Annotated in this window: 22 protein-coding genes; 10 read left to right on the top strand and 12 right to left on the bottom strand. The window is 70.0% G+C overall.

The window, feature by feature from the left end; all coding sequences use genetic code 11:
- Window position 1: 1 nt before the first annotated feature.
- Window positions 2-1,120 carry an alpha/beta hydrolase-fold protein gene (locus tag ACIGXX_RS15575; RefSeq protein ID WP_351171895.1) on the bottom strand — a complete coding sequence of 373 codons (1,119 nt, stop codon included), beginning with the start codon at window positions 1,118-1,120 and terminating at the stop codon, window positions 2-4.
- A gap of 187 nt (window positions 1,121-1,307) precedes the next feature.
- Here ACIGXX_RS15575 and ACIGXX_RS15570 point away from each other — a divergent pair, with 187 nt between their 5' ends.
- The 6 genes from ACIGXX_RS15570 (at window position 1,308) to ACIGXX_RS15545 (ending at window position 6,243) form a co-directional block, all read left to right on the top strand.
- Window positions 1,308-3,167 (top strand): phosphatidylglycerol lysyltransferase domain-containing protein, encoded by a 1,860-nt coding sequence (locus tag ACIGXX_RS15570; protein WP_351171898.1) that lies wholly within the window; start codon window positions 1,308-1,310, stop codon window positions 3,165-3,167.
- Window positions 3,168-3,197: 30 nt separating this feature from the next.
- Complete coding sequence (gene folP, locus ACIGXX_RS15565) at window positions 3,198-4,070, top strand: dihydropteroate synthase (RefSeq protein WP_351171901.1); 873 nt, start codon at window positions 3,198-3,200, stop codon at window positions 4,068-4,070.
- A complete protein-coding gene (locus ACIGXX_RS15560; RefSeq protein ID WP_351171904.1) occupies window positions 4,067-4,591 on the top strand; it encodes a nuclear transport factor 2 family protein in 525 nt (174 codons plus the stop codon). Before folP ends, ACIGXX_RS15560 begins: the two co-directional genes overlap by 4 nt.
- Window positions 4,592-4,724: 133 nt before the next feature.
- Complete coding sequence (gene folB / locus ACIGXX_RS15555; RefSeq protein ID WP_351171907.1) at window positions 4,725-5,084, top strand: dihydroneopterin aldolase; 360 nt, start codon at window positions 4,725-4,727, stop codon at window positions 5,082-5,084.
- A complete protein-coding gene (gene folK / locus ACIGXX_RS15550; RefSeq protein WP_351171910.1) occupies window positions 5,081-5,692 on the top strand; it encodes a 2-amino-4-hydroxy-6-hydroxymethyldihydropteridine diphosphokinase in 612 nt (203 codons plus the stop codon). The genes folB and folK overlap by 4 nt, the downstream gene beginning before the upstream one ends.
- A 65-nt stretch (window positions 5,693-5,757) precedes the next feature.
- Window positions 5,758-6,243: a DUF3180 domain-containing protein gene (locus ACIGXX_RS15545; RefSeq protein ID WP_351171913.1), complete on the top strand. Its 486-nt coding sequence runs from the start codon at window positions 5,758-5,760 to the stop codon at window positions 6,241-6,243.
- Between the two features lie 39 nt (window positions 6,244-6,282).
- Here ACIGXX_RS15545 and folE read toward each other — a convergent pair whose 3' ends face one another.
- From folE to dacB, 6 genes are all read right to left on the bottom strand, one after another.
- Window positions 6,283-6,888 (bottom strand): GTP cyclohydrolase I FolE, encoded by a 606-nt coding sequence (gene folE, locus ACIGXX_RS15540; protein WP_351171916.1) that lies wholly within the window; start codon window positions 6,886-6,888, stop codon window positions 6,283-6,285.
- A gap of 119 nt (window positions 6,889-7,007) precedes the next feature.
- Window positions 7,008-9,032 carry an ATP-dependent zinc metalloprotease FtsH gene (gene ftsH, locus ACIGXX_RS15535; RefSeq protein WP_351171920.1) on the bottom strand — a complete coding sequence of 675 codons (2,025 nt, stop codon included), beginning with the start codon at window positions 9,030-9,032 and terminating at the stop codon, window positions 7,008-7,010.
- Between the two features lie 203 nt (window positions 9,033-9,235).
- Window positions 9,236-9,796, bottom strand: coding sequence for a hypoxanthine phosphoribosyltransferase (gene hpt, locus ACIGXX_RS15530; RefSeq protein ID WP_135330538.1), 561 nt, complete (start codon window positions 9,794-9,796; stop codon window positions 9,236-9,238).
- A 51-nt stretch (window positions 9,797-9,847) separates the two neighbouring features.
- Window positions 9,848-10,957 carry a tRNA lysidine(34) synthetase TilS gene (gene tilS, locus ACIGXX_RS15525; RefSeq protein ID WP_351171923.1) on the bottom strand — a complete coding sequence of 370 codons (1,110 nt, stop codon included), beginning with the start codon at window positions 10,955-10,957 and terminating at the stop codon, window positions 9,848-9,850.
- Window positions 10,958-11,193: 236 nt separating this feature from the next.
- Window positions 11,194-12,312: a zinc-dependent metalloprotease gene (locus ACIGXX_RS15520; protein ID WP_351171926.1), complete on the bottom strand. Its 1,119-nt coding sequence runs from the start codon at window positions 12,310-12,312 to the stop codon at window positions 11,194-11,196.
- 434 nt (window positions 12,313-12,746) lie between these two features.
- Window positions 12,747-14,321 carry a D-alanyl-D-alanine carboxypeptidase/D-alanyl-D-alanine-endopeptidase gene (gene dacB / locus ACIGXX_RS15515; RefSeq protein ID WP_399975908.1) on the bottom strand — a complete coding sequence of 525 codons (1,575 nt, stop codon included), beginning with the start codon at window positions 14,319-14,321 and terminating at the stop codon, window positions 12,747-12,749.
- Window positions 14,322-14,406: 85 nt separating this feature from the next.
- Here dacB and ACIGXX_RS15510 point away from each other — a divergent pair, with 85 nt between their 5' ends.
- Both ACIGXX_RS15510 and ACIGXX_RS15505 read left to right on the top strand, forming a co-directional pair.
- On the top strand, window positions 14,407-14,895 hold the full coding sequence (locus ACIGXX_RS15510; RefSeq protein ID WP_351172006.1) for an inorganic diphosphatase: 489 nt from the start codon (window positions 14,407-14,409) through the stop codon (window positions 14,893-14,895).
- Window positions 14,896-15,025: 130 nt separating this feature from the next.
- Window positions 15,026-16,705 carry a threonine/serine exporter family protein gene (locus ACIGXX_RS15505; RefSeq protein WP_351171929.1) on the top strand — a complete coding sequence of 560 codons (1,680 nt, stop codon included), beginning with the start codon at window positions 15,026-15,028 and terminating at the stop codon, window positions 16,703-16,705.
- A gap of 36 nt (window positions 16,706-16,741) precedes the next feature.
- On the opposite strand, the gene ACIGXX_RS15500 is transcribed toward ACIGXX_RS15505, so the two are convergent.
- The gene (locus ACIGXX_RS15500; protein WP_351171932.1) at window positions 16,742-17,434 is read right to left on the bottom strand and encodes a VTT domain-containing protein; all 693 of its coding nucleotides are present in this window, start codon (window positions 17,432-17,434) and stop codon (window positions 16,742-16,744) included.
- Window positions 17,435-17,581: 147 nt separating this feature from the next.
- Between ACIGXX_RS15500 and ACIGXX_RS15495 the strand changes: the two genes are divergently transcribed.
- Entirely contained in the window at window positions 17,582-17,950 is a 369-nt protein-coding gene (locus tag ACIGXX_RS15495) for a YbjQ family protein (protein ID WP_351171935.1), read from the top strand.
- A 120-nt stretch (window positions 17,951-18,070) separates the two neighbouring features.
- Here ACIGXX_RS15495 and ACIGXX_RS15490 read toward each other — a convergent pair whose 3' ends face one another.
- A complete protein-coding gene (locus ACIGXX_RS15490; protein WP_351171938.1) occupies window positions 18,071-18,829 on the bottom strand; it encodes a MerR family transcriptional regulator in 759 nt (252 codons plus the stop codon).
- A gap of 154 nt (window positions 18,830-18,983) precedes the next feature.
- On the opposite strand from ACIGXX_RS15490, the gene ACIGXX_RS15485 reads away from it, so the two are divergent.
- Window positions 18,984-20,411 carry a glutamate decarboxylase gene (locus ACIGXX_RS15485; RefSeq protein ID WP_351171941.1) on the top strand — a complete coding sequence of 476 codons (1,428 nt, stop codon included), beginning with the start codon at window positions 18,984-18,986 and terminating at the stop codon, window positions 20,409-20,411.
- Window positions 20,412-20,439: 28 nt separating this feature from the next.
- On the opposite strand, the gene ACIGXX_RS15480 is transcribed toward ACIGXX_RS15485, so the two are convergent.
- The 3 genes from ACIGXX_RS15480 to ACIGXX_RS15470 form a co-directional block, all read right to left on the bottom strand.
- The gene (locus tag ACIGXX_RS15480; protein ID WP_361467859.1) at window positions 20,440-21,270 is read right to left on the bottom strand and encodes an ABC transporter permease; all 831 of its coding nucleotides are present in this window, start codon (window positions 21,268-21,270) and stop codon (window positions 20,440-20,442) included.
- A gap of 8 nt (window positions 21,271-21,278) precedes the next feature.
- Entirely contained in the window at window positions 21,279-22,253 is a 975-nt protein-coding gene (locus ACIGXX_RS15475) for an ATP-binding cassette domain-containing protein (protein ID WP_366461525.1), read from the bottom strand.
- A 98-nt stretch (window positions 22,254-22,351) separates the two neighbouring features.
- Window positions 22,352-22,993 (bottom strand): PadR family transcriptional regulator, encoded by a 642-nt coding sequence (locus ACIGXX_RS15470; RefSeq protein WP_351171947.1) that lies wholly within the window; start codon window positions 22,991-22,993, stop codon window positions 22,352-22,354.
- Window positions 22,994-23,017 lie beyond the last annotated feature (24 nt).

Here is a 23,017-nt window from a genome sequence, read left to right as displayed (position 1 = left end):
CCTACTTGCCGTCGAGGCGGCCGCTCATCCACTCCAGGGTGGCGGGGATCTCCCTGCGCCAGGTGTTGAAGTTGTGCCCGCCGCTGTCGAGCGTGATCGACGAGACCCTGGTGGGCGACTTCACCTTGCCGATGAACTCCTCGGTGTCCTTGCGGTTGTCCTCCCCCTGCTTGCTGGTGGTGACAAGGAGGGACGTCCTGGGCGCCGGCATGTGGTCGAGGTACCACATGAGGTCGGCGCGCTGCTCCAACTCCTTGTCGCCGTGGAAGAGATCGCCCGTCGTGACGTCGATGGGCGCCTTGTAGTACGCGGAGAGGCCCGCACCCGCGGCGTACACGTCGGGGTGGTGCATGGCCAGCTTCAGGGCGCAGTAGCCGCCCGTGGAGTCGCCGATGACGCCCCAGCTGCCCGCGGTCCCGCCCGTCCTGTAGTGCTCGGAGATGGCGCCGGGCAGGTCCTTGGCGAAGAACGTCTCGGTCTGCGGGCCACCGGGGATGTCCACGCACTCGGTGTCCCGCGGCGGCGCCACCGTGGGCCGCATCATGACCAGGATCATCGGCTTCATCTTGCCCCGCCTGGCCTGCTCGTGGGCGGTCTGCGGGTAGTGCAGGCCCTTGATCAGCGCCTCGGCGGTGCCGGGGTAGCCGGTGAGCACCACGGACACGGGGAACGTGCGCTTCTTGTACTGCGGCTGGAAGTACTCGGGCGGCAGGTAGACGTAGGCGGGGCTCGCTATGTCCGCCTCCTTCCCGCTGACGACGACCTTCTGGATCTGGCCGCCGGTCGAGGGCCTGTCACCGCCGGGCACGTTCACCGACCGGGTGCCGCGCACGTCGACGGGGGTCTCGCCCTTGGCGGGATCGTGGTCGACGACGACACCGGGGCTCGTCTCCTGGCCAAAAAGGTCCGCCCACGTGGCGTAGAAGCCGAACGCCTGGTTGGCGGCGAGGCCGACCGAGGCGAAGATCGCCAGCTGGGTGGCGACGAGGAGCCCGACACGGCCGGTGACGGCCCGCCAGGACTGCCGCGCCAGGCGCGGCCAGAACCAGATGGTGCCGATGAACAGCGCGACGGCGAGGAGCACCGCCAGCGCGAGAACCTTGTTGCTCGTCAGACCCATGGGGTGTTCTGCCTGCGCTTTCTGCCTGTTCCGTGGTTCTTTTCCGGCGGTTTTCCGGTCGGGAGTGAACCCGAGCCCCAGAAGGACCGTCCTAGAGGGCGCAATGTCGCCGGATGCCGTTTTGGTGCCGGAATCAAGCTCTCTCGCAGAACCACGGGATGCGATGTCTGTCAGGATAGATGCGGAAATGTCGGGTGCGGTTCCGGACAGTGAGGGCAGCCGCCCCGAGGGTCGGCGCCGTACCGGAGGGCTCCGTGTCGGCAGCCACAGCAGACTCGGCCGACTGCTCAGCGGCCCCCGCCCCGAGGCCGTGCCCACCATCGTCGCCCGTGCCTGCGCCCTCGTGGGCCTGCTGAATGTCGCGGCCGGCGTCTTCCCCCGCTTCCGGCACAGCCGGATGCACGCCATCGCCGAGGTCCTGCCCGGCGCGCTCGGCCCCTTCGCCGCCGCGCTCGCGCTCAGCTCGGGCGTCCTCCTGCTGCTGCTCGCGCACGGCCTGCGCCGCCACAAGCGGCGGGCCTGGCGGGCCGCCGTGGTGCTGCTCCCGGCCGGTGCCGTGGCCCAGTTCGCCTACCGGCACTCGGTCATCGGCGTACTGATCTCGCTCGCCCTCCTGACGCTGCTGCTGCGCCACCGCAGTGAGTTCGCCGCGCTGCCCGACCCGCGCAGCCGCTGGCGGGCGCTGGCCAACTTCGTGCTCCTGGGAGCCGGTTCCATCCTCCTCGGCCTGGTGATCGTCAGCGCCCACCCGGGCAAGGTCATCGGGGACCCCGGCATCACGGACCGCCTCACCCACGTCCTGTACGGCCTGTTCGGCTTCGAGGGCCCGGTCGACTACTACGGGACGACGTCCTGGACGGTCGCCTACTCGCTCGGCGCGCTCGGCATGCTCACCGCCCTCACCACCATCTACCTGGCCTTCCGCCCCGAACACCCGGCCGCACGGCTCACCGAGGACGACGAGACGAAGCTGCGCGCCCTGCTCGACAAGCACGGCGCCCGCGACTCGCTCGGCCACTTCGCGCTCCGCCGCGACAAGGGCGCCGTCTTCTCCCCCAGCGGCAAGGCGGCGGTCACCTACCGCGTCGTCTCCGGGGTGATGCTCGCCAGCGGCGACCCCATCGGCGACGTGGAGGCCTGGCCGGGCGCGATCGAGCGCTTCATGGACGAGGCGAAGGCCCACTCCTGGACGCCCGCCGTCATGGGCTGCTCCGAGACCGGCGGTGAGGTCTGGACCCGCGAGACCGGCCTGGACGCCCTCGAACTGGGCGACGAGGCGGTGGTGGATGTCGCGGATTTCTCCCTGTCCGGGCGTGCGATGCGCAACGTACGCCAGATGGTCAAGCGGATCGAGCGCAATGGCTACGAGACCCGCGTACGGCGCGTGCGTGACCTCGGGGAGCGCGAGCTGGAGCGGATACAGCGCGCCGCCGACGACTGGCGCGGCACCGACACCGAACGCGGCTTCTCCATGGCGCTCGGCCGCATCGGCGACCCGGACGACGGCGACTGTCTGATCGCGACCGCGCACAAGGCCGACGAGGAACCGGGGCCCTACGGAGACCTCAAGGCCGTCCTGCACTTCGTCCCCTGGGGCAAGGACGGCGTCTCCCTCGACCTCATGCGCCGCGACCGCGCCGCCGACCCCGGCATGAACGAGCTGCTCATCGTGGCCGCCCTGCAGGCCGCCCCGAAGCTCGGCATCGCCCGCGTCTCGCTCAACTTCGCGATGTTCCGCGCGGCCCTCGCCCGCGGCGAGAAGATCGGCGCGGGCCCGGTGCTCCGCGCCTGGCGCGGACTGCTCGTCTTCCTGTCGCGCTGGTTCCAGATCGAGTCCCTGTACAAGTTCAACGCGAAGTTCCGCCCCCGCTGGGAGCCCCGCTTCGTCGTCTACCGCTCCTCCAAAGACCTCCCCCGCATCGGCTTCGCGGCCATGCAGGCCGAGGGCTTCGTGACCCTCGCCCTGCCCCGTTTCCTGCGCGGGGGCAGCGCGCAGCGCCGTCCCTGCCCGCACCGCACGGCGGAGCACGAGGTCCGGGCGGCATAGAGCCCGGCCGCACGGGCCTAGGCTGGAGGCATGAGTACGTTGCGCGGGCGGGGATCGATCGAGGGGCTGCCGGAGTGGGGCCGCTGTGCGGTCATGGGGGTCGTGAACGTGACCCCCGACTCCTTCTCCGACGGAGGCCGCTGGTTCGACACCACGGCCGCCGTCAAGCACGGCATCGACCTGGTCGCCCAGGGCGCCGACCTGGTCGACGTGGGCGGCGAGTCGACCCGTCCCGGCGCCCCGCGCGTGGACGAGGACGAGGAGCTGCGGCGCGTGATCCCCGTCGTGCGGGGCCTGGCGGCCGAGGGCGTGCCGCTCTCCGTGGACACCATGCGCGCCACCGTCGCCGAGCAGGCGCTCGCCGCGGGCGCCGTCCTGGTGAACGACGTCAGCGGCGGCCTCGCCGACGCGCGCATGGTTCCGGCCGTCGCCGCCGCGGGTGCGCCCTTCGTGGTGATGCACTGGCGCGGCTTCCTCACCGACATCCACGCCAAGCCCGTCTACGAGGACGTGGTCTCCGAAGTGTTCGACGAGCTGCACGCGCGCGTGCAGGCCGCCATCGAGGGCGGCATCGCCCCCGAGCGCATCGTCGTCGACCCGGGCCTCGGCTTCTCCAAGGACGCCGAGCACGACCTGGCGCTCCTGGCCCGCCTCGACCGCCTGCGTGAGCTCGGCCACCCGATCCTGGTCGCCGCCTCCCGCAAGCGTTTCCTCGGCCGCGTCCTCGCGGGCCCCGAGGGCGCTCCGCCGCCCGCCCGCGAGCGCGACGCGGCCACCGCCGCCGTCTCCGCCATCGCCGCCCACCAGGGCGCCTGGGCGGTCCGCGTGCACGAGGTGCGGGCCACCGCCGACGCCGTCCGTGTCGCACACGCCGTGACCAGCGCGGCAGGCGGTCCGCAGTGACCGGGGCCAGGACCGACGTGGAGCAGGTCGAGCAGGCCAACACGGCGTTCTACGAAGCACTGGAGCGCGGCGACTTCGACGAGCTCTCCGACCTCTGGCTGGACGCGGACGCGGCCCCGCCGGACGACCCGGAGGGCCGGGACGACGAGGACGTCGCGGACGACGGCGACGAGGCCCCGATCTCCTGCGTCCACCCCGGCTGGCCGGTCCTCACCGGCCGCGGCGAGGTCCTCAGGTCGTACGCGCTGATCATGGCGAACACCGAGTACATCCAGTTCTTCCTGACCGACGTACACGTCGGCGTAGCCGGTGACACCGCCCTGGTGACCTGCACGGAGAACATCCTCAGCGGCGGCCCGCCGCCCGAGGCCGGCGGTGAACTCGGCCCGCTCGTCGGCCAGCTCGTCGTCGCCACCAATGTGTTCCGCCGCACAGTGGACGGATGGAAGCTCTGGTCGCACCACGCCTCACCCGTACTCGCCGAAACCGACGACGAAGAGGGCGAGGACTCACCCTCCTGAGTGGGTAGGGGCGGTTCCAGAAGCCCCCGCGGGCGAGGACTGTCAGTGCTCGCAGGTAGATTCGATCGAGGCTGGTGTGCCGACCGCACTCGGTACAGGCCTGCCGATACCGACGATTGCAGGAGTGATTCGCGTGGATCGTGTCGCGCTGCGCGGCCTCAAGGCCCGTGGGCACCACGGTGTCTTTCCGCGGGAACGCGAAGAGGGCCAGACCTTCATCGTGGACCTGGTTATTGGCCTGGACACCCGTGCGGCCGCCGCCGACGACGACCTGGCGAAGACCGTGCACTACGGCGTCGTGGCGGAGGAGGTCGTGGCCGCCGTCGAGGGCGACCCGGTGGACCTCATCGAGACGCTCGCCGAGCGCATCGCCCAGACGTGTCTGAAGCACGACGGAGTCCTGGAGGTCGAGGTGTGCGTCCACAAACCGGACGCCCCGATCACCGTCCCCTTCGACGATGTGACCGTCACCATCACCCGGAGCCGAGTATGACCGCGTTTTCCACGCAAGGGCAGAGCGACCCGACCGTCCAGCCGGTGCCGACCGCCGTGGTGGAACAGGTCGACGCCGCCGACACGACCCTCTCCAACCCCAAGCGCGCCGTGATCTCCCTCGGCAGCAATCTCGGCAACCGCCTGGAGACGCTGCAGGGCGCCATCGACGCCCTGGAGGACACCCCGGGCCTGCGCGTCAAAGCCGTCTCCCCGGTCTACGAGACGGAGCCCTGGGGCGTCGAGCCCGGCACCCAGCCGTCGTACTTCAACGCGGTCGTCGTGGTGAAGACGACCCTGCCGCCCTCCTCGCTCCTGGAGCGGGCGCACGCGGTCGAGGAGGCCTTCCACCGCGTGCGGGACGAGCGCTGGGCCGCCCGCACGATCGACGTCGACATCGTGGCGTACGCCGAGGTCGTCTCGGACGACCCGGTCCTCACGCTCCCCCACCCGCGCGCGCACGAACGTGCCTTCGTCCTGGCCCCCTGGCACGACGTGGAGCCCGAGGCGCAGCTGGCGGGACACGGCCCGGTCGCCGAGCTGCTCGCCAAGGTCACCCGCGATGGCGTCACGCCCCGTGTCGACCTGGAACTCCGCCTGCCCGAGTAATCGTTAGGGTCTATCGGACCCGCACGAGTCGAGAGGCGGGTCCGTACGACGATGAAGGGTCATCCGTGAAGCAGCTGCGCATCAGGACACTGGCCGGCCTCTTCGTGGTGGCCGGTGTGCTGTCCTGGGCGGGCGCCCGCCTGTGGGACTCCGTCGGCACCCTGCCGCGGGTCCCGCTGGCCGCCCCCATCGTGCTCGCGGTGATCGCCGCGGTGCTGCTGGCCACGGCGCTCTCGCTGCGGGCCCGGCTGCGCGCCCAGCGCGAGCGGCGCCCCGGCGCGAAGGGCGTCGAGCCGCTGATGGCCGCACGCGCGGTCGTCTTCGGCCAGGCGAGCGCCCTGGTGGCCGCCCTGGTCGCCGGGATGTACGGCGGCACGGGCGCCTTCCTCCTGGAGTACCTGGACGTCCCGTCCCGCCGCGACCAGGCGATCTACGCAGGCCTCTCCCTGGTGGCGAGCATCGCCGTCATAGCGGCCGCCTTCTTCCTGGAGCGGGTCTGCAAGCTCCCGGAGGACGACGACGTGAACGGCGGGGCGGCCCCGGCCGCATAGGGCCGGGGGCGCTTAGAGCCGGGCGCGCTGTCGTCGGCGCTAGCGCGCCATGATCAGGCTCATCGCCTCGTTGCGTGTCGCGGGGTCACGCATCTGCCCGCGCACCGCCGACGTGATCGTCTTGGCGCCCGGCTTCCGCACTCCGCGCATGGTCATGCACATGTGCTCGCACTCGACGACCACGATGACGCCGCGCGGCTCCAGGATCTCCATCAGGGAGTCCGCGACCTGCGTGGTCAGCCGCTCCTGGACCTGCGGACGGCGCGCGTAGACGTCCACGAGACGGGCGAGCTTGGACAGGCCGGTGATCTTCCCGTCGGACGACGGGATGTAGCCGACGTGCGCGACGCCGTGGAAGGGCACCAGGTGGTGCTCACAGGAGCTCTGCACCTCGATGTCCTTCACCAGGACCATCTCGTCGTGGCCGAGGTCGAACGTCGTCGTCAGGACGTCCTCCGCCTTGAGCCACAGACCGCCGAATATCTCCTTGTACGCGCGTGCCACGCGTCCGGGAGTCTCCCGCAGGCCCTCGCGGTCCGGGTCCTCCCCGACCGCGATCAGCAGCTCGCGCACGGCGTTCTCGGCCCGCTTCTCGTCGAACACGCCGATCGTGCCCTCGCCGTCCAGCGTCACGGGGTCGGTCATCTGTGCCTCGTTCCTTGCGTTCCACGCACCAGCGCGTCAGTACGTACGAAAAACTGCGCCCCCCAGGCTAGAACCAGGGGGGCGCAGCTTCCATTCCGGGCCTGCTGAGGCGCCGGGGATCAGCTCTCGGGGCGATCCTCCTTGGTCACCTCGATGGGCGTCTCCGTCGGGCCTGCGGTCACCGCGGGCGTGGCGCCGTTCGCACCGTTCGTCAGCGACAGCTCCCGGGGGGAGAGCACCGGCGGGCGGGTCGAGGGCGTGCGCCGCGTGGAACCGGTCCACGCCGGGCGTGCCGGGCGCTTCACGATGCCTGCGAAGACCTCGGCGATCTGCTCCTTGTTCAGGGTCTCCTTCTCAAGGAGCTGGAGGACCAGGTTGTCGAGAACGTCGCGGTTCTCGACGAGGATCTCCCAGGCCTCGTTGTGCGCGGTCTCGATGAGCTTCTTGACCTCTTCGTCGACCAGCGCCGCGACCTCTTCCGAGTAGTCGCGCGGGTGACCCATCTCGCGGCCCAGGAACGGCTCGGTGTTGTCGCCACCGAACTTGATCGCGCCGAGCCGCTCGGTCATGCCGTACTGCGTGACCATGGCCCGTGCGGTCGCGGTGGCCTTCTCGATGTCGTTCGCCGCGCCCGTCGTCGGGTCGTGGAAGACGAGCTCCTCGGCCGCGCGCCCGCCCAGCATGTATGCCAGCTGGTCGAGCATTTCGTTGCGCGTGGTCGAGTACTTGTCCTCGTCCGGCAGGACCATCGTGTAACCGAGGGCCCGGCCGCGCGACAAGATCGTGATCTTGTGGACCGGGTCCGAGTTCGGAGACGCCGCCGCGACCAGGGCGTGTCCGCCCTCGTGGTACGCGGTGATCTTCTTCTCCTTGTCGGACATGATCCGGGTCCGCTTCTGCGGACCGGCCACGACGCGGTCGATCGCCTCGTCCAGCGAGTGGTTGTCGACGAGCTTCTTGTCGCCGCGCGCCGTCAGGAGCGCCGCTTCGTTCAGCACGTTCGCCAGGTCGGCGCCGGTGAAGCCCGGCGTACGCCGCGCCACCGCGCCCAGGTCCACGTCCGGGGCGACCGGCTTGCCCTTCTGGTGAACCTTGAGGATCTCCAGACGGCCCAGCATGTCCGGACGGTCGACCGCGATCTGGCGGTCGAAACGGCCGGGGCGAAGGAGCGCCGGGTCGAGGATGTCGGGGCGGTTCGTGGCGGCGATCAGGATGACGCCGCCCTTCACGTCGAAGCCGTCCATCTCGACGAGCAGCTGGTTCAGCGTCTGCTCGCGCTCGTCGTGACCGCCGCCCATACCGGCACCGCGGTGCCGGCCGACGGCGTCGATCTCGTCGACGAAGACGATCGCCGGGGCGTTCGCCTTGGCCTGCTCGAAGAGGTCACGCACACGCGAGGCACCCACACCGACGAACATCTCGACGAAGTCGGAACCGGAGATCGAGTAGAACGGAACGCCGGCCTCACCCGCGACAGCACGCGCGAGGAGCGTCTTGCCCGTACCGGGCGGCCCGTACAGGAGCACGCCCTTGGGGATCTTGGCCCCGACGGCCTGGAACTTCGCCGGCTCCTGGAGGAATTCCTTGATCTCGTGGAGTTCCTCGACCGCCTCGTCAGATCCGGCCACATCGGAGAACGTCGTCTTCGGGGTGTCCTTGGTGATCAGCTTGGCCTTGGACTTCCCGAACTGCATGACCCGGGAGCCGCCGCCCTGCATCTGATTCATCAGGAACAGGAAGACAACGACGATGAGTACGAAGGGGAGCAGGGAGAGCAGGATGCCGACGAACGGGTTCTGCTTCGACGGCGAGACGGTGTAACCGTCCGGGATCTGCTTGTCCTGGTACTTGTCCTGCAAGGTCTTGGCGATGGCGACACCCTGGTCGCCGATGTAGCTCGCCTGGATCTTGCTGCTGTCCTTGACCTTCTGGCCATCCTTGAGCTCGACCTTGATGGTCTGCTCGTCACCGGTGGTGATCTTGGCGGACTCGACCTTGTTGTCGTTGATCGCCTGAACGACCTGGCCGGTGTCCACCGTTTTGTAGCCGCCGGACGAACCGACGACCTGCATCAACACGACCACGGCAAGGACGGCCAACACGATCCACATGACTGGCCCACGGAAGTATCGCTTCACGTCCATCCATACGGAGCGATGACGCCCCGTCCCTCCTGCCATAGTGAGTTTGATAAAGACTGTTCTTCGGACGGTACCCCAGCATTGTCACCCGATACCGCACGGGACGGCTGACAAACCCGTCTTCGCATGCTCCAACGCCGGGAAACGGGTGAGGGTTCCCGGCCGCCTCCGTGGAGTTGGCCGGGAGGACCCGGGACGACCGGGGATCAGCCGCCGTAGACGTGTGGAGCGAGGGTGCCGACGAACGGCAGATTGCGGTACTTCTCCGCGTAGTCCAGGCCGTACCCGATGACGAACTCGTTCGGGATGTCGAAGCCGACCCACTCCACGTCGATCGCGACCTTGGCCGCCTCGGGCTTGCGCAGCAGCGTGCAGACCTTCAGCGACGCGGGCTCACGCGAGCCGAGGTTGGAGAGCAGCCAGGACAGCGTCAGACCGGAGTCGATGATGTCCTCGACGATCAGGACGTGCTTGCCCTTGATGTCGGTGTCCAGGTCCTTGAGGATCCGCACCACACCGGAGGACTGGGTGCCCGCGCCGTAAGACGACACGGCCATCCAGTCCATGGTGAGCGGGGTGGACAGCGCACGCGCCAGGTCCGCCATGACCATCACTGCGCCCTTGAGCACTCCGACGATCAGCAGGTCCTTGCCCGCGTACTCCGCGTCGATCTTCGCCGCCAGCTCAGCCAGCTTCGCGTCGATCTCTTCCTTGGTGATGAGCACCGACTGAAGGTCGGTGCCCATGTCTTTCGCGTCCACCCGCATCACTTTCGGTCGTCCGTCCCACCGGCTGCGCGGGGACCAGGGGCCCCTCGGTCAACAGCCTTGCCGGATCACCAGTCTGCCACCCTGGCGCTGAGCGACGACTTTGCCCGGGAGATTGATGGCCCCCTGGCCGCGCCAGCCCGTGATCAGCCGGTCGACCTCTTCGAGGTGCCGGGCGAACAGCGCACCCGCCGGCGCGCCCGCCTCGATGGCGGCGCGGCGCACGATGCGGCGGCGCACGGCGGGCGGCAGGGCGTAGAGCTTGGCGCACTCCAGGAGCCCGGCGGCGTCGCGCACGGAAGCTTCCGCCTGTGCGGCCCAGTGGTCCAAGGCGTCGGCGTCGTCCCGGGACAACTGGGCCGTACGGGCGAGTGCTTCCACGACGCCCTTGCCGAGCGCCTTCTCCAGGGCGGGCAGACCTTCGTGCCGCAGCCGCGAGCGGGTGTAGGCGGGGTCGGTGTTGTGCGGGTCGTCCCAGACGGGCAGCGACTGGACCATGCAGGCCTTGCGAGCGGTCTGCCGGTCGATGTGCAGGAAGGGGCGGCGGTAGCGGCGGTCGGCCCCCGGCCCGCCGGACACGGCCGCCATCCCGGACAGGGAGCGGATTCCGGAGCCGCGGGCGAGCCCGAGCAGCACGGTCTCTGCCTGGTCGTCGCGGGTGTGGCCGAGCAGGATCGCGGCGGCGCCGTGGCGCTCGGCGACGGCGTCCAGCGCGCCGTATCTCGCGTCGCGGGCCGCGGCCTCGGGGCCGCCGTCCCGGCCGACGTCGACGGCGACGGACTCGATCGGTTCGAGGCCGAGGGCGGTGAGCCGCGAGACGACCTCGGCGGCGCGCAGATCGGAGCCGTCCTGCAGCCCGTGGTCGACGGTGACGCCGCCGGCGCGGATGCCGAGCTTGGGGGCCTCGAAGGCGAGGGCGGAGGCGAGTGCCATGGAGTCGGCGCCGCCGGAGCACGCGACAAGGACGAGTGGCGTCGTGGCCTGCTCGCGTGGAGGGTGGGGGTGAGAGGGGCGTGCGGGGACGCGCTCGGGGCTGCGCTGTGCTTCGGGGCGCCGTAGGTCGGCGCGCTGGGCGTCGGTGCGCTGTACGTCGGTCAGTACGTCGTGGAGTACGCGGCGGACCGCCAGGCGTATCGCCGCGACCGCAGGATGGGGACCCATGTCCGGTTCCCTTCATGAAGTTCGGGGGTGAGCCTCGGACCTGTCACTCAGGACCACACTCGGGAGATCGGGCCTCAGGCAGATCCCACGAGGTTAGTCACTCAGAGTGTGTCGATGGTGACAGAGCCGAGCCGTTCCCCGAGCATTGCACGCCTACCCATGGCTCACGGTCCCTCGGACGGGTGATTGCGGGGGCGTTCTCCTGCCATCGGCCGCAACTCGCTCCCCTCCTGCCCTCACTCTCCCTTACGGTGCACCCGCGCGACCCAGTCCGCCGGTTTGGCGATCTCCGACTTGGTGGGCAGCGTGTTCGGCGAGGTCCACACCCGGTTGAAGCCGTCCATTCCGACCTCGCCGACGACCGCGCGCACGAAACGCTCGCCGTCGCGGTATTGGCGCAATTTCGCGTCCAGGCCGAGCAGCTTGCGCAGGGCCTGGTCGAGGCGGCTCGCCCCGCGCGCCCTGCGCTGCTGGAACTTCTCCCGGATCTCGCCGACGGAGGGCACCACGTCGGGCCCGACCCCGTCCATCACGAAGTCCGCGTGGCCCTCCAGGAGCGACATGACCGCCGTGAGCCGGGCGAGGATCTCGCGCTGGGCGGGGGTCTGCACCAGCTCCACGATGGAGCGGCCCCCGTCGTCCTCCTCGCCCTCGGGGCGGCCGCCGGCGAGCGACTGGGCCGCTTCCCGGATGCGCTCGAGGACCGTCATCGGGTCGACCTCGGTCTCCGAGAGGAATGACTGGATCTCACCTTCGAGGTGGTCCCGCAGCCACGGCACGGCCGAGAACTGGGTGCGGTGGGTCTCCTCGTGCAGGCACACCCAGAGCCTGAAGTCATGGGGGTCCACGTCGAGTTCGCGCTCGACGTGCACGATGTTCGGTGCCACGAGGAGGAGCCTGCCGCCGCCGTTCTCCCCCGCGGGGAGGTCTCGGCTGGCCGGGGCGAAGGTCTCGTACTGCCCGAGGACGCGGGAGGCGAGGAAGGAGAGCAGCATTCCGAGCTCGACGCCCGTCACCTTGCCGCCGACCGCGCCGAGCATGGCGCCCCCGGGGCCGCTGCGCCGGTCCTGCATCTTGTCCAGGAGGGGCTTGAGGATCTCCCGGAACCCGGCGACGTTCGCCCGGATCCACCCGGCCCTGTCGACCACGAGCACCGGGGTGTCGTGGGTGTCCTCCGTGCCCATCCGGGTGAAGGAACGGACGTGTTCCTCCGAGGACTTCGCATGCTTCCGGAGCTCGGCGACGATGGCCCGCGCCTCGTCCCGGCTCACTTCTGGACCCGGCCGGACGAGCCGGGTCGCGGTCGCCACCGCGAGATTCCAGTCGACCATCTCCGCACCACCGATGCTCGTCATGCGTCAACGGTACGTGGTCGGCTCCGCCTACGGAGGGGGTTGAGCCCCGACATTGCCCTACTCCGGGCCCGTAGGGGTCAACGGGAAGCAATTGCCCCCTGATACGGACACACCCCGCCCCACGGCCGGGGGTCCGGGGGTCGCCCCCGGAAAAACACAGCCAGTCGACCATCTCCGCACCACCGATGCTCCCCCTGCGCCAGCAATACGCCGTCGACTCCACCCACGCAGGAGGCCCAGCCCCCGACATTGCCCTACTCCGGGCCCGTAGGGGTCAACGAGAAGCAATTGCCCCCTGAGACCGACACACCCCGCACCGCCGGGTGCTCCCCCCTGCGCCAGCAAGGGGCCAGACCGTTCGTCGTCCGTGACACCGTCGTCGCCGGTCGCGCAGTTCCCCGTGCCCCTTCGGGCGCGGTAGGCCCAGGGGCCCGCTACCTGCACCCACACTTGGCCACCGCCGACGCCATCTGGTCCAGTGCCCCCTGTGCCGCCTTCGGGTCCGTCGTGCCCGTTGTCATGAAGGCGAAGACCAGGAGGCGGCCGTCCGTGTCGACGACCGTGCCCGCGAGGGTGTTCACGCCCGTCAGGGTGCCGGTCTTGGCGCGTACGACGCCGGTGCCCGGGGAGTCCTTCGGGTAGCGGTCGACCAGCGTGCCCGTGAAGCCGGCCACCGGCAGGCCCGTCACCACGGAGCGCAGCTCGGGGTGGGCGGGGTCGGCGGCGCGGGCCAGCAGCGCGGCGAGCAGTTCGGCGGAGCTGCGGTCGGCGCGGTCCAGGCCGCTGCCGTCCGCGAACTTCGTGCCGGACAGTGGCATGCGGGCCTTCTTGAGCTGGGCGTCGATCGCCTTGCCCGCGCCGTCGAAGCTCACCGGCTCCTTCGCGGCGAGGGCCGTCTGGCGGGCCAGCGCCTCGGCGATGTCGTTGTCGCTGTGCGTCAGCATCCGCTCGACGAGCGCGGACAGCGGCGGGGACTCGACCTTGGCCAGGGACTGGGCCCGGTCGGTCGCCTTGGAGGGCTCCGGGTCCTTCTTGTCCTTTGTGCCCGTCTCGATGCCTTGTTCGTCCAAGAGCTCCGCGAACTTCTTCGCCGCGTCGCCCGCCGGGTCGCCCGAGCGCGGGGCGGGGCCGCTGGAGGAGTCGTCGAGGCGGCCCTCGTCGGCCATCAGGGCGCTGACCAGCGTGAGGTTCTCGTTCGGGCCGATGGGGTGCTGCTGCTCGCCCGTGTAGAGCGAGGTGTCGTACGACAGCGTCACCTTGTCCGCGCCGCGGTCCTTCAGGGCGCGCGCGGTGTCCTCGGCCAGCTCGCGCAGGCTCGCGGCGCTGTCCGCGTAGGGGCCGTCCTTGCGGGCGGTGAGCGTGGGGTCGCCGCCTCCCACCAGGACGACGTCCTTCGAGTCCGGCTCGATGACCGTCTTCGTGGTGATGCGGTGGTCGGCCCCCGCCGAGGTCAGCGCCGCGACCGCGGTGGCGATCTTGGTGGTGGACGCGGGCGTCAGCGTGTCGCCGCCGCCCTTGCCGTAGACCCGCCGCCCGGTGCCCGCGTCGATGACGACCGCCGAGCGCTCGGGGCCCAGGGCCTTGTCCTTGAGGAGCGGATCGAGGACGCCCGCGAGCGCCTTGCCGTCCGGAGCGGGCACGGAGCCGCCGTGCGTGGAACCCACGGGTGCGCCGAGCCCCCGGAGCACGGAGGGGGCGCTCGGGGCGGCCGCGGGCGCCCGTCCGGACGTACGACCTGCGTGATCTGTGCCACCCCCGGCCTCCTGAGAGGCCGCCCAGTCCCGCTCCGCCGTACGCTGACCGGAGGAGTCCCAGGGGCCGGCCGCGGCCACCGCACCGGCCGCGATCGCGATTCCGACGGTGGCGGCACCCGCCGTGAGCTGCCAGGTCTTGAGCTTCGCAGGAGTCTTGAGAGCGGCAGGGATCTTGGGAGCCGGAGGCTTGGGAAGCTGCCGCAGCAGCTTCCCGACGTGCTGCCGGGTCTGCTGCCAAGGCTTGAGCTCAGGCACGACGACCAGCCCCTTTCGCGATCACACATCTGCGTGAGGGACACTTAATCACCCGAAGTATGTGCTGATCATGGAGGAGCCACCCGTGGAGTTCGACGTCACCATCGAGATTCCGAAGGGTTCGCGGAACAAGTACGAGGTGGACCACGAGACCGGCCGGATCCGCTTGGACCGTCGCCTCTTCACGTCGACCAGCTACCCCGCGGACTACGGCTTCGTCGAGAACACCCTCGGCGAGGACGGTGACCCGCTGGACGCCCTCGTCATCCTGGACGAGCCGACCTTCCCGGGCTGCCTCATCAAGTGCCGCGCGATCGGCATGTTCCGGATGACCGACGAGGCGGGCGGCGACGACAAGCTGCTCTGCGTCCCGGCATCGGACCCCCGCGTGGAGCACCTGCGCGACATCCACCACGTCTCCGAGTTCGACCGCCTGGAGATCCAGCACTTCTTCGAGGTCTACAAGGACCTGGAGCCCGGCAAGTCCGTCGAGGGCGCCGACTGGGTCGGCCGCACGGACGCCGAGGCCGAGATCGAGAAGTCGTACAAGCGTGCGGAGGCGCAGGGTCACTGAGTGATCCTTCTCCGACGCTGACGGGCCGCGCGATCTTCACGAAGACCGCGCGGCCCGTTCGCGTATCTGTGCGCATACTGTTCGTACTGGAGGTGCGCACGGTTCGTATGTTGGGAGCGAGGCAGTAAAAGTGGCTGATCAGGAGGCCGAAGACCGAAAGCCACAGTCGGACGAGGCACGGAGTGCGTTCACTCAGCCCGCCGGCGTGATGCCGCAGCCACCGGCGCCCGAGGACGAGTCCCAGACGACGTCCGAGTTCGCGATCCCGACGGGTCTGCCGAACCTCGCGTCGGCCTCGACCACCCAGGAGACCGAGAAGTCGGCGTTCACCACGCCGCACACCTACAGCTCGCGCAACGCGCCGCCCGCGTTCACTCCCCCGCACGGCATACCCCTGGTGAAACTCACCAAGGAGACGCCCTGGCAGGACCAGATGCGCACGATGCTGCGCATGCCGGTGGCCGAGCGGCCCACCCCGGAGGCCTCCCAGAAGCACGAGGACGAGACCGGGCCCGCAGTGCCCCGCGTGCTCGACCTGACGCTGCGTATCGGCGAGCTGCTGCTCGCGGGCGGCGAGGGCGCCGAGGACGTGGAAGCGGCGATGTTCGCCGTCTGCCGCAGCTACGGCCTCGACCGCTGCGAGCCGACCGTGACGTTCACGCTGCTCTCGATCTCGCACCAGCCGTCCCTGGTGGACGACCCGGTCACGGCCTCCAGGACCGTGCGCCGCCGGGGCACCGACTACACCCGGCTCGCGGCCGTCTTCCAGCTGGTGGACGACATCAGCGACACGGACATCGACGTCTCCCTGGAGGAGGCGTACCGCCGTCTGGCGGCAATCCGCCGTAATCGCCACCCCTACCCCGGCTGGGCGCTCACGGCGGCCGGCGGGCTGCTCGCCGGCTCGGCCTCCGTGCTCGTCGGCGGTGGCGCCCTGGTCTTCGTGATCGCGGCGGTCGGCGCGATGCTCGGCGACCGGCTCGCCTGGCTCTGCGCGGGCCGCGGGCTGCCGGAGTTCTACCAGTTCGTGGGCGCCGCGATGCCGCCCGCCGCGATGGGCGTCACGCTCAGCCTCGTGCACTCCCAGGAGGTCAACGCGTCCGCGGTGATCACCGGTGGTCTCTTCGCGCTGATCCCCGGACGGGCCCTGGTGGCCGGCGTCCAGGACGGCCTGACCGGCTACTACATCACGGCGGCCGCCCGCCTCCTGGAGGTCTGCTACCTCGTCGTGGGCATCGTCTGCGGCGTGCTGCTCGTGCTGTCGCTCGGCGTGATGCTGGACGCGACGAGCCTGCAGCCGGAGACCACGTTCGTAGCGGTCGACTCGCGCCCGGTGATCCAGATCCTGGCGTCGATGGCGCTGAGCCTCGCCTTCGCGATACTGCTCCAGCAGGAACGTCACACCGTGCTCATCGTGACCCTCAACGGCGGTATCGCCTGGGTCATGTTCGGCGCGCTCGCGCAGACGTCGCTCAAGCTCTCGCCGGTCGCGGCGACGGCCATCGCGGCCGGGCTCGTGGGCCTGTTCGGGCAGCTCTTCTCGCGCTACCGCTTCGCGTCCTCACTGCCGTACGTCACCGCGGCCATCGGCCCGCTGCTGCCCGGTAGCGCGACGTACTTCGGTCTGCTGGCCCTCGCCCAGAACGACATGAACACGGGCATCAACTCGCTCACCAAGGCGGCGGCGACGGCGCTGGCCATCGCGATCGGCGTGAACCTCGGCAGCGAGGTCTCGCGCCTGATCCTCAAGATCCCGGGCGCCACCACGGCGGCGAACCGCCGCGCGGCCAAGCGCACGCGCGGCTTCTGACCTGACCGCAGGCCCCGGTGGGGGCCGGACGCCGGATTACCGCTTGGCGTGCCGGCCGCGCGACGCCGGGGCCGCCCCGGGGGCACCGCCCTCGGCCGCGGCCGCCTTCTTGTTCTTGCCGCGCGCCCGCAGGAACTCGATCACGATCGGCACCACCGAGATCAGGACGATCAGGATGAGGATCGCCTCGATGTTCTTGTGCACGAACTCGATCTTGCCGAGCCACGCGCCGAGCATCGTCACACCGGCGCCCCAGAGGATGCCGCCGATGATGTTGAACGTGATGAACGAGCGGTACCGCATGCCGCTGACGCCCGCGATGATCGGCGTGAACGTCCGCACGATGGGCACGAAGCGGGCCAGGACCAGGGACTTCGGGCCGTACTTCTCGAAGAACTCGTGCGCCTTGACCACGTTCTCCTGCTTGAACAGCTTGGAGTCCGGGCGGTTGAAGAGCGCGGGGCCGACCTTCTTGCCGAAGAGGTAGCCCGCCTGGTCGCCGAGGATCGCGGCGATGCAGATGAGGATGACACAGAGCCAGAGCGGGAAGTCCAGCTGGTTCGTCGTGATCAGCAGGCCCGTCGTGAACAGCAGCGAGTCACCGGGCAGGAAGAAGCCGATGAGCAGGCCCGACTCGGCGAACACGATCGCCAGCAGACCCCAGACCCCGAACGTGTTCAGGAGGTAATCCGGATCCAGCCAGCTTGGTCCGAGCGCAAGCGTCGTCACGGTTCCGGGCTCCTGAGGGTGAGAGGGGGATGCGGCGGGTATGCGGCGCGGATGGCCGCCCAAAGCTATCAACGCGAGGTGAAGCGCCCAGGTTCCACTGCTTCCCCCAGGGTGCACTGTGCGTGATCCGGGACAAAGCTGTGTGCCATGGGTATCGAAGATTTCGGCGGCGGCACCGATCCGCACTCCGACGTACTGGTCGTGACGACGAACGACGTACCGGGATACCGCGTACAACAGGTTATCGGTGAGGTCTTCGGCCTCACCGTGCGCTCCCGGCACTTGGGCAGCCAGATCGGCGCGGGCCTCAAGTCCATGATCGGCGGCGAGTTGAAGGGACTCACGAAGACGCTGGTGGAGACGCGTAACCAGGCCATGGAGCGCCTCATCGAGCAGGCACGCGCGCGAGGCGCCAACGCGGTCCTGATGATGCGCTTCGACGTCACCGAGGCCGCGGACGTGGGCACCGAGGTGTGCGCCTACGGCACGGCGGTCGTGATCGCACAGGAGCAGTGACACAGCGGTAAGGGGCGGCCCCCCGTGGTGGCCGCCCCTTACCGGTACTTACCAGTACTTACCGCTACTTACCGCTACTTACCGGTGCTCCGGTTGCTCCGGTTGCTCCGGTTGCTCCGCTCAGCCGTTACGCGCCGCGTTCGCCAGGATCGCGTCCCGCATGTAGACCGCGAGCCCCGGCAGGATCGCCTCGTAGGTGGCCGCGAACCGCTCGTCCGCCACGTACATCTCGCCGAGACAGGTGTGGATCTCGTGCGTGCAGTCGTAGTGGAAGCGGCAGATGGAGCCGCGGTGCTCCTCCGCGACGTCCATCGCCTCCGGTGAGTCCGCGGGCAGGCCCCGGTCGAGCAGGCCGGCCATGCGCGCGTGCACCGCGTCGAACTCGTCGTTGATCCGCTGCCAGTCCTCCTTGGTGTACGAGGCGGCCCTGCGCTGCGACTCCTTGTAGCCGTCGGTGTCGCCCCAGCGCCGCTCGACCTCCTCCGCGTACTGGTCGGGGTCGTGGTCCCCGAAGACCTCGAACTTCTCCTCGGGCGTGAGGTTGATGCCCATCTTCTTCGCCTCCATGGCGGTCTCGACGGCGGCGGCCATCTCCTGGAGCTTGGTGATCCGGGCGGTCAGCAGGTCGTGCTGGCGGCGCAGGTGCGCGCGCGGGTCCGTGTCCGGGTCGTCCAGGAGGGACGCCACCTCGTCGAGGGGAAAGCCGAGCTCCCGGTAGAACAGGATCTGCTGCAGCCGGTCCAGGTCGTCGTCGCCGTAGCGCCGGTGGCCCGCGTGGCTGCGCCCGCTGGGCACGAGCAGGCCGATCTCGTCGTAGTGGTGCAGTGTGCGCACCGTCACTCCGGCGAAACCGGCTACCTGTCCCACGGAGTAGCTCATGGCCTGTGCCCTCTCTCTCGGTACGCGCCCCAGCCTGGGTCCTCACGTCACGTGAGGTGCAAGTGCAGACCCCGGCAGCCGCCCATATCCTCGCCAGCAGGGACGCGAAAGCCCCGGACAGGGACAGAAAACCTCAGCCACGAGGAGACCGCCCATGCCGCTCCACCACAGCGAGGACCCGAACGGCGACTCGAAGGGGCGCACTCTCGCGGTGAACCCCTTCTACGGAGAGGCCAACCCGGTCGGCGGCATGACCGAGGCGCCGCCCAAGCACCGACTCCCCGACGGGCCGCTGCCGCCCACGACGGCGTACCAGCTGGTGCACGACGAGCTGATGCTGGACGGCAACTCGCGCCTCAACCTCGCGACCTTCGTCACGACGTGGATGGAGCCGCAGGCCGGCGTCCTCATGGGCGAGTGCCGGGACAAGAACATGATCGACAAGGACGAGTACCCGCACACCGCCGAGCTGGAGCGGCGCTGCGTGGCCATGCTCGCCGACCTGTGGCACGCGCCGGACCCCTCGGGCACCGTCGGCTGCTCGACGACCGGGTCGAGCGAGGCCTGCATGCTCGCCGGGATGGCCCTCAAGCGCCGCTGGGCCAAGGCGGCACGGAACGTCGACCGCTATCCCTCCCCCACCGCGCGCCCGAACCTCGTCATGGGCGTGAACGTCCAGGTCTGCTGGGAGAAGTTCTGCAACTTCTGGGAGGTCGAGGCGCGCCAGGTGCCCATGGAGGGCGACCGCTTCCACCTCGACCCGGTGGCGGCGGCCGAGCTCTGCGACGAGAACACGATCGGCGTCGTGGCCGTGCTCGGCTCCACCTTCGACGGGTCCTACGAGCCGGTGGCCGAGCTCTGCGCGGCCCTTGACGACCTCCAGGAGCGCACCGGCCTCGACATTCCGGTGCACGTGGACGGCGCGTCCGGCGCGATGGTGGCGCCCTTCCTCGACGAGGACCTGGAGTGGGACTTCCGGCTGCCGAGGGTGGCGTCGATCAACACCTCGGGCCACAAGTACGGCCTGGTCTATCCGGGCGTCGGCTGGGCGCTGTGGCGGGACGCGGACGCGCTGCCGGAGGAGCTGGTGTTCCGGGTGAACTACCTCGGCGGTGACATGCCGACGTTCGCACTGAACTTCTCCCGGCCCGGCGCGCAGGTCGTCGCGCAGTACTACACGTTCCTGCGCCTGGGCCGCGAGGGCTACCGCGCCGTCCAGCAGGCGGCCAGGGACGTCGCCGAGGGCCTGGCGGAACGCGTCGAGGCCCTCGGCGACTTCCGGCTGATCACCCGGGGCGACCAGCTGCCGGTGTTCGCCTTCACGACGCGGGACGACGTACAGGCGTACGACGTCTTCGACGTGTCCCGGCGGCTTCGTGAGCGCGGCTGGCTGGTGCCCGCGTACACCTTCCCGGCCCACCGCGAGGATCTGGCGGTCCTCCGCGTGGTCTGCCGCAACGGCTTCACGGCCGACCTCGCGGAGCTCTTCCTGGCGGATCTCAGCGACCTGGTGCCCGAACTGCGGCGGCAGCCACACCCCTTCACCCGGGACAGGGACGCGGCCACGGGGTTCCACCACTAAGGGGCCCGAAGGACCTCAGGGAGCGCGGCTACTTGCTGAGCCCCCCGAACCTCCGCACCGCCAGCGGCATGAACACCCCCACGAGCACCACGGGCCAGACCACGGCAAGCAGCCCCGCGTGCTCCGCGGCCCACGAAGTGCCCACCACCCCGGGGTCGTTGCCGAACAGGTCGCGCACCGCCGTGGCCGTCGCCGACATCGGGTTCCACTCGACCATCGCGCCGAGCCAGCCCGGCATGTTCTGCGGGACCGTGAAGGCGTTGGAGAGGAAGCCGACCGGCCAGACCAGGATCTGCACGGCCATGACCAGCTCCGGCTTGCCCGCGACCATCGCCAGGTGGATGCCGATCCACAGCATCGCGAACCGCAGCAGGAGCAGCAGACCCACCGCGCCGAGCATCGCGGCGAACGAGCCGTGCCAGCGCCAGCCGATCGCGAGGCCGACGCCGATCATGACGATCAGCGAGGCGAGCGACTGCAGCATGTCCGCGACCGAACGGCCCACCAGGACAGCTCCGTTGGTCATCGGCATGGACCGGAAGCGGTCGATCACACCCTTGTTGAGGTCCTGCGTGACGGCGACCATCGTCGCGTCCAGGCCGAAGGCCATGGTCAGCGCGAACATGCCGGGCACCAGGAACTCGGCGTAGTCGCCCGCGATGCCCTTTCCGCCGCCGATCAGGTAGTTGAACATCAGCAGCAGCATCACCGGGAAGACCAGACCGACGAGCACCTGCACGGGCTGCCGCACCCAGTGCGCGAGTTCGCGCCGGGTCATGGTCCAGGAGTCGATCACGGCCCACGAGAGGGGCGCGCCCTTGGCGACCGGCGTGCGGCCCACCGGCGTACGGCTCGTCATCGTCGTACTCACACGGCCTCCTTCGTACGTTCCTGGTCCTCCGCCTGGCCTGACGGGCCCTCCGTGCGGCCCGTCAGGCGCAGGAACACCTCGTCCAGGGTCGGCCTGCGGACCGCGATGTCCTCCGCCTCTACGCCGGCGTCCCGCAGCGCCTGGACGACGCCGGTGAGGGCCTCCATGCGGTCCACCACCGGCGCGCTGGCCAGGCGCCGGTCCGTGTCCAGGGTGGCGTCGCCGGGCAGCAGGCGCGCGACGAGCTCCAGTTGCGCCGCGTCCCGCACCACCACGTCGATCCGGTCGCCGCCCGTCTTCGACTTCAGCTCGTCCGCCGTGCCGTCCGCGATGACCCGGCCCCGGTCGATCACCGAGATGCGGTGGGCGAGCTGGTCCGCCTCTTCGAGGTACTGCGTGGTGAGCAGCACCGTCGTGCCGCCGTCGACCAGCGAGCGCACCGCGTCCCAGACCTCCGTGCGGCCCCGGGGATCGAGGCCGGTCGTCGGCTCGTCCAGGAACAGCACGTCGGGCTCCGTGATGAGCGAGGCCGCGAGGTCCAGGCGGCGCCGCATGCCCCCGCTGTACTGCTTGACCGCCTTGCGGCCCGTGTCCCCGAGCCCGAAGCGCTCCAGGAGCTCATCGGCCCGCACGCGGGCGCGCCGGGCACCCAGATGGTAGAGCCGCCCGAACATGTCCAGGTTCTGCCGGCCGCTCAACTCCTCGTCCAGCGCCGCGTGCTGGCCCAGCAGACCGATGCGCCGCCGCACCTCGTCGGGCTGCCTGCGCACGTCGTACCCGGCGACCTCCACCCGGCCCTCGTCCGCCCGCAGCAGCGTGGCGAGCACCCGCACCGCGGTGGTCTTGCCCGCGCCGTTCGGTCCGAGCACGCCGTGCACCGTGCCGCGCCCGACCGCCAGGTCCAAACCGTCGAGCGCCCACTTCTCCCCGTACCGCTTCCGTGCGCCCTCGACGACGATCGCGTCTGTCATCCGTCTCCCCTCGATCCCCTGCCACCCTCGTAGTCAAACTTGACTACAAGCTCAACGCGAAGGAAGGTATCCCCGAATCCAGGATTAGTCAAACTTGATCAGCGATCGTCCCCCGCGTGCGGCTCCCCGGTCGCGTACGGGTTCACCTCACCCTCGCCCAGGACGGCGACGAACGGCTCGCCCTCGCCCGCGAACGTGTACGCGCCGCCCTCGATGCGCTTGATCAGGCCGCGCGTCCACTCCACGCCCCCGTCGGCCGTGTGGACCCAGAGGTTCATGATCTCGCCGATGTGCCCGAGCTGCTCCGGACCCTCCTCGGGCGTGTAGTACTCCGTGACGGACCTGCGCCACTCCTCGATGCCCCGCACCCGCCGCCTCAGCAGCTCGACCGCCTCCTCGCGGGGCAGGTCGACGATGAAGCCGAGGGCCGCCGAGAGCATGTCGGGCCGCTGGTCGTACGAGACCAGGTTGGACCGGAGCAGGTTCAGGAACTCCTCGGTGCCCGCCTGGGTGATCTCGTACTCCGTGCGCGGCGGGCCGCCCGCCGTCGACGGCGCGATCTCGTGCGCGACCAGCAGGCCCTGCTTGGCCATCTGCTTCAGCGCGTGGTAGATCGAGCCGGGCTTGGCGTTGGACCACTCGTGGGCGCCCCAGTACTCCAGGTCGTTGCGCACCTGATAGCCGTGGGCCCGCCCGTGCTGACGGACGGCACCAAGGACAAGGAGTCGGATCGCCGACATCAAAGTCACCTCCTTCTAATCAAT

The organism is Streptomyces sp. NPDC055243 (assembly GCF_044544025.1).
In the GTDB taxonomy this organism is placed as follows: domain Bacteria; phylum Actinomycetota; class Actinomycetes; order Streptomycetales; family Streptomycetaceae; genus Streptomyces.
The sequence above is the reverse complement of the archived record's forward strand: the minus strand, read 5'-3'. Positions and strand labels throughout refer to the sequence as shown.